6 protein-coding genes are annotated in these 6,099 nt (G+C 35.8%); 3 read left to right on the top strand and 3 right to left on the bottom strand.

The window, feature by feature from the left end; translation table 11 throughout:
• The 3 genes from CWS20_RS27820 to CWS20_RS27335 form a co-directional block, all read right to left on the bottom strand.
• Positions 1-213: hypothetical protein (locus tag CWS20_RS27820; protein WP_206605396.1), on the bottom strand; the 213-nt coding region annotated here is incomplete at its 3' end.
• A 490-nt stretch (positions 214-703) separates the two neighbouring features.
• Positions 704-1,264, bottom strand: a complete 561-nt coding sequence (locus tag CWS20_RS27340) for an S-Ena type endospore appendage (RefSeq protein WP_031540256.1) — start codon at positions 1,262-1,264, stop codon at positions 704-706.
• Positions 1,265-1,470: 206 nt separating this feature from the next.
• Complete coding sequence (locus CWS20_RS27335) at positions 1,471-2,712, bottom strand: hypothetical protein (protein ID WP_031540257.1); 1,242 nt, start codon at positions 2,710-2,712, stop codon at positions 1,471-1,473.
• 1,418 nt (positions 2,713-4,130) lie between these two features.
• Between CWS20_RS27335 and CWS20_RS27325 the strand changes: the two genes are divergently transcribed.
• From CWS20_RS27325 to CWS20_RS27315, 3 genes are all read left to right on the top strand, one after another.
• The gene (locus CWS20_RS27325) at positions 4,131-4,322 is read left to right on the top strand and encodes a hypothetical protein (protein ID WP_101226466.1); all 192 of its coding nucleotides are present in this window, start codon (positions 4,131-4,133) and stop codon (positions 4,320-4,322) included.
• A gap of 135 nt (positions 4,323-4,457) precedes the next feature.
• On the top strand, positions 4,458-4,970 hold the full coding sequence (locus tag CWS20_RS27320) for a zinc ribbon domain-containing protein (protein WP_101226465.1): 513 nt from the start codon (positions 4,458-4,460) through the stop codon (positions 4,968-4,970).
• Positions 4,971-5,102: 132 nt separating this feature from the next.
• A complete protein-coding gene (locus CWS20_RS27315) occupies positions 5,103-6,083 on the top strand; it encodes a hypothetical protein (protein ID WP_101226464.1) in 981 nt (326 codons plus the stop codon).
• Positions 6,084-6,099 lie beyond the last annotated feature (16 nt).

The raw sequence follows: 6,099 nt of genomic DNA, 5'->3' as shown, positions 1-6,099 counted from the left end.
CGCATTTGCACTTGTCTTTCCAGCAATCCTCGCATTTGCACTTGTTTTTCCCGCAATCCTCGCATTTGCACTTGTTTTTCCCGCAATCCTCGCATTTGCACTTGTGTTTTTCACAGTCAACGCATTTACACTTGTGTTTTTCACAGTCATCGCATTTGCACTTGTCTTTTTCACAGTCATCCGATCTGCAATGATGCTTTCCATGATGCTCAAAATAATGTTTTCCCTTTTCACTGTGTTTAAGTTTAAACACGGATTTTGACTTTCCAGTACATATACTTTCGTTAATGTATATTTTTGGGCCCCCAACGCTTCTATGACATTGATTGCATCGTTGGAAGCCCCTACACCCACAGGATCTATTTATAAAAAACATACAAAAGCTTCCTCCCCATATTCTTGAAAGATACTATCAATATATGTATATTGGGTTTCTTGGCATGGGCTGATTAACCAATATAAACACCCATTTTTGGGTGTTTATATTGGTTAATTCACCTACAATACAAATTTAGTTCAAAATTAGCTATGCTTTTTTTCAGAAATTCCTCATAAATAATAAACAGGGATTCTTCTTTAAAAATATTAAAGAAAAATACATTGGAGGGGATTAACTAAATTCTTGTGGGATCATTTCTTAGTTAATTATGAACATTAAGAGGGATTCTTCACACTGATGAATTATTTTGTCAAAGTTCATTACTTATAGACAAAGTCTTGTCGCACAGTATTCAAGGTCAAAGATGACTTCGCCACTGCAAGTTGCTGGTACAGGAAGCTCTGGTTCATTTGGAAGACAAGCAATATCAAGCGAAGTTAACCCTTCAACAAAGATTGGAACTGATGCTCCAGCGCTAACTGTTGCAACAATTGCAGTGCCTGCTCTATCTGTAACACGGATCTGCATAGAACAGCCGCTAGTTGGATTCCCTGTATTTTTAATCACAACTAACCCGCTAAATTCAAAATTAGTCCTGCTGGTAAAATAGTTATAGAATAATGCATCACATGGCTGGGAAATTGGCTCGCAATGTTTAAAGCACCTTAATTCATTTCTTTGTTTGCACAAATTGAATCCTTTTACACGGTCTGGGCAAGGCTCTTTCTCTTCGTACCAATTTTTTTTAGGCATTTCACATTTTTCATATCCATGATGATCATATCCATGATGATTCATCTTCGGATGATTTCCCATTCTTCTTTTGCAAGTGCACTCTTCCTGTTCTTTACAGCCGCAATGTTTACCTTCTGAATGATATATCATCAAATTACTTCCTCCTTGAGATTAAGTTTCTAAATTCAATAATAATATATGCTTCTAGGTTTTTTGCGTATAGGTTAATCAACTAATACAAACATCCATTTTTGGAGGGAAAGAAAAAGGCTGATTAGGTGTTAGTAGTAATATTCGTGCCTTAAAATCTTCTGATAGATAATTGATTTTTAATGCAGCATGTTAGTGCATAAATTCTAGGCACTATCTATTGTGCCCAATGTTTGACTAACAACGGTAAATCCACTTATGGCACATAGTGAGAAGACACAAATCGAGTCTAGATCAGTAATATCGTTTACAAAGTAAGCAAGGCAGTCTTTTACCGTAAGCACATAAAGAGGAAGTGCTGTGGTCTGCCCCTTGAGATAAACATCAAGGAGAAGTCCGAAGTTGGCTGTACACCTTAACTCTTCTCCAATACCTGAAGCACAGCAAGGACAATTACATGGTTTCTTCCTTTTTTGGTAGGAACAATCTTCAGTGTCTTCATAAGCCTGTTGGAGGAGAAATTCATAAACATTGGAAATTTCAGGAGTAGCATCTGTATCTGTCGCGCATATACCTGCAACATCACATAATTGTACGGCTGTATTCGGAACAATCGTAATCTGGTCAGCAGGTCTAAACCTAAGGACTGAACAATCCACTATATCTGAAATGACTTGTCCTTCAGATGGATTCGGCAATCCGTTCACTGTGCTGAAATATATGTCGATTGCTCGATTTGCTGGATTTGTTAAAGTAGTTTGGAAATTTTGTACTTTTCTTAATAGGTCTGCAAGATTTTGGACACAGCAATCACAATCTTTTGGACATTTATTTTCCTTACATTTGCAATTTTCCATGTCGTCCCCCCTTTGATTGTGATCCTTTTTCTTCTTATTTTTCTCAAAGAAGTCATCTGGAAAAATTATAGTAGGCTTACAGTCTCCACACTGAACATTCACATTGACTCCATCCACGTCCACCGGGGTTGAAATGGTCTGGTTATTTTCCATAGTTTGATCGCCATGTCTTTGGGCTTGTAACTGAGGTCCTTGAGTTTGGTCCTGGTCTTCGGTTTGGTCCTGGATTTGCGTTTGCTCTTGTATCTCATTTTGGCTTTGTGTTTGAGGCCCTTGAGTTTGATTTCCTTGGGTTTGGTCGCCTTGTTGTTGTTCTTGCGTTTGAGGCCCTTGACTTTGCCCTTCTTGGATTTGTTCTTGATTCTGAGGCCCTTGTGCCTGTTCAAGCCCACCCTGTTGTTGTAGTTGTTGCTGTTCTTGTTCCCCAATGGATTGGCATTGTGGATTATGCTCAGAGAATGTTTGGTCACAATGTTCGGTTACTTCTTGGTTAACTGTGTCCGAATGGTAGGAGTCTTTACATGTGCAAAACCTTTGTTGTTTAAAGCACCCCTTACATAATCCATAGCTATCGCTATTGGTAAAACTCATAAGTAACACCACCTTTCAGTAGTATCATATGGTAATAGGAAATGATATGAATGGACAAATAGTCCACATTCAAAAAAAGGGCGAATATTTTGATAGTCAGCTTTATTAAATAATTATTCTTTTCGCAATAGGGGGAAACTTATAAATGATTTGTCATATAAATGAGTTGGTTTTGTTACTTTCTGTTCTCCTTGTGGGAAAAATGCACAAGGTAAGGAAGCAGTTAGAAGGTATTCAAACTCTGAGCCAGTAACTATAGGATGTAGCTAGGGCTGTGGCTATATGAAGACAGTCGAAGACCAGTTTTTGAGGACGTTTCACTTAATATGCAGGTACACGTAAATTCTAAGGCAATACCTTTGATTTTGCTTTGGGTTAGGCTGGGACGGTGTCATCTAGGACGAACGGAAAAGTACAAAAAATAGAAATTTTATGATAAAGAGAAGCTCAGTCCTTTATTGGATATGGACTTCATTATTGTGAATTATAATACTTAAAGAAAACCAGCTATTAGTTTATGAATTTTTTAAAATAAAAACATTCATTACTAAATATGTTCATACCAAATAACCTTTCTCTATCTTGTAAATATGGAAAATATCGAGAAATTATAAAATTGATTATTGTGGAAAAGGCCAATGAATGTGGCATTTTCCCTGATCAGATAGCTGTAAAGTCTAGTGATATTTGATGGTATTGAAGGAATCGACTTACTTTCTAGGGGGTGTTCAATTCGATTATTTTATAACAAAACAGGCTCTCCAAGAGGGGGGGATTGCCCGTTTGCCTACGTTCTTACTGTGCTCACGAACTCATCCGCAAGAACTGCGATGACGCAACTTATCGGTAGTCACCGAAAGGGGGATGCTGCTTACTTTAAACTAGAAGAGCGACCTTTATCGGAAGTGTTTAAAGATATACTTGAGGGAGCTACGTGCCTTTTACATTACTTAGGTGTTAATCTTCTGTTCGTCAAAGTCTCTTCGGAACAATAGAATGTTCAACGTCAGCTTTCTAATATTTAATTCATTGGATAGTGGAAGGGCTTTTTCTGTCCTCGAGCTTGTCCTCGACTTGATAATGTCCCATTTAAAATTATTGTTTTGGATCCTTGCAAAATATTGATATATAGTCTTTTTTTATCCTATTTTTTTAATATTTTATTTAAACATGAATGGGCGGCATGATGTAATAATATGCGTAAATGGATGCCCCATTTTATTTGAGGCACCCTGTTTCTTTGACCACAATCTGACCACTAAACATATAGAATTGTATATTATTCTGTTTTCCTTTTAGAGAATAAAAGTGGACAAACCTTGATGTGACAGGAACTGTTTGGTTTTGTGTTTCTTTATATTATCTGCACATATGAAAGAACGTTTTTTGTTCAAATTAATGAAAGAGGGTATAAATATATGAATCAAGTAACATGGCAGCTCTATTATGAAGAGAGACCACAAACCACTACAATGACCGCTGAAAGTGTTGAAAAAGCGTATTATAATGCGAGGAATATTAAACAAAAACTCCTTTGGGAAGTGAATAATAAGCAGACGAAAATCTACCCTAAAGAGGATGGCTGGGAGTTGCGGATCATCAATTTCTAATCATCGGAACCTTGCTCAACCAAGCAAGGTTTTTTTAATTTCATTGCAAGTAACCTCAGTAGGTTATATGCTAAAAGTATTAGGAAATTAAGATGTAAGAACATAGTATATACATATTTATTAGGGGTGTTCAACATGAAATTTTGTCCTGAATGTGGAACAGAAAGACTACCACAGGCCAAGTTCTGTCATAACTGCAGCTATAACTATAATAACTTTCAGTCAGATAATACAAAGAGCTATACAACGGAAGAAGTACTTCAAGATCCGCGATTTAGATATATGGCTGAGAAGTTTAATATGTGGGAAGGATTACAGGGTGGGAAAGCCTTTTTATTAATGCCTTACACCATTTATAAGACATTTAAAGATCCCACTTATACATTGGAGAACGAGCGGAGAAAATGGATAACAAAATATATAGATGAACTATCCTATCCAGTTGGTAATCCCTTAAATTCAAATTTGAGTGCATTTAAAGAGAAACTTCGAGACCTTAATGAGAACGATAATGAATTTCTAGTAGAGATGCTCTTACAAGCTATTTCCAACAAAGAATTCGCCAAAACAATAGCCATAGAAGGAACGAAATTTGCGTTAAATCCGAAAAAGGGTGCTGTAGACATATTAGATAAATTGAAGAAATAAGCCACGTTATATAACGTGGTTTTCTTTTTTTCTTTCCTTTGCAATGGGCATAATCCGATTGCACAAGCTCTTATGAAGCTTTACGCTAGAGGTATAAGAGCAAAAAGGTACTAAAAATAAAGGAGGACAACAATGGATTGGACTGAAGTTAAAAGCGTTTTCCCTAACCAGATTGTTTTAATAGAAGTTCTAAAAATAGAAGTAATAGGTACAATTCGTAAAATATTGAATATGTCCGTCATTTCCACTCATGAAGATTCTTCTTTAGCGTGGAAAGCTTACAAATCGCTCCATACTCAATATCCTCAACGAGAATTTTACATCTTCCATACCGATAGGGAGAATATCGATGTTATTGATGAAAATGAAGTAAGAAAAAATAGAAAGGCAATAAAATTAACAAAAGAAATTCCTTCTTATGCACGAGCAATCGACATTTCGGAGACTCACCAACAGGTAGAAGATCAGAAGGAAATGAAAGAAAAGTTACTTGAATATTATCGCTCAGGTACAATGGAAGAATTACATAGCATTCTACCTTTTCCTAAAAACTTTTACTGGAAATTTGCAGAAGTAGTTGAAATGTTTGAATTCGGAAGGATTAGCAATGAGTTGTTAAGTCGAGGGTATTCCAGTGATGAATTATATAATCTTTTTCCGGTCCAAGATACAGATAACATGATTAAGTATTATCAAAAGTACGGTAGTATTGAAATTGAGCAGATTTTCGAAGCCTTGACAGAAATATATAAAGAAAAAGATAGAATCGGCACCATAAAGAGGTTAGGCAATTCACCAGCTTTGTTAAAAGAAATGAGTTCTATCATTAAATCGATTTTTCCTGAAGATCAAAATGAGCTAGAGAAAATAAACATAAGTGAACTTACAGATACAGAAATAAAAAATAATAATACTTTAGGGGGTTATACGGATGAAGTGTTATCTATCATTAAATTTGCTTTGTCTGGGGAAAATAGCCAAGATATAGCCGCCAAGTTGAATTTATCAAATAAATATGTAGAGAAAACTATAGCAGCATTGGTAAAAGGAACCACATTAGAAGAACTAAAAGAGCAATATGCGAATTATAGAAAAAAAGAAACTGAATTGTAGATTTAAAATAAAGTTT

This window comes from Cytobacillus horneckiae, from assembly GCF_002835735.1.
GTDB classification, from domain to species: Bacteria; Bacillota; Bacilli; order Bacillales; family Cytobacillaceae; genus Cytobacillus; species Cytobacillus horneckiae.
Note: the sequence above shows the minus strand (reverse complement) of the source record. Positions and strands in the feature narration are given on the sequence as shown.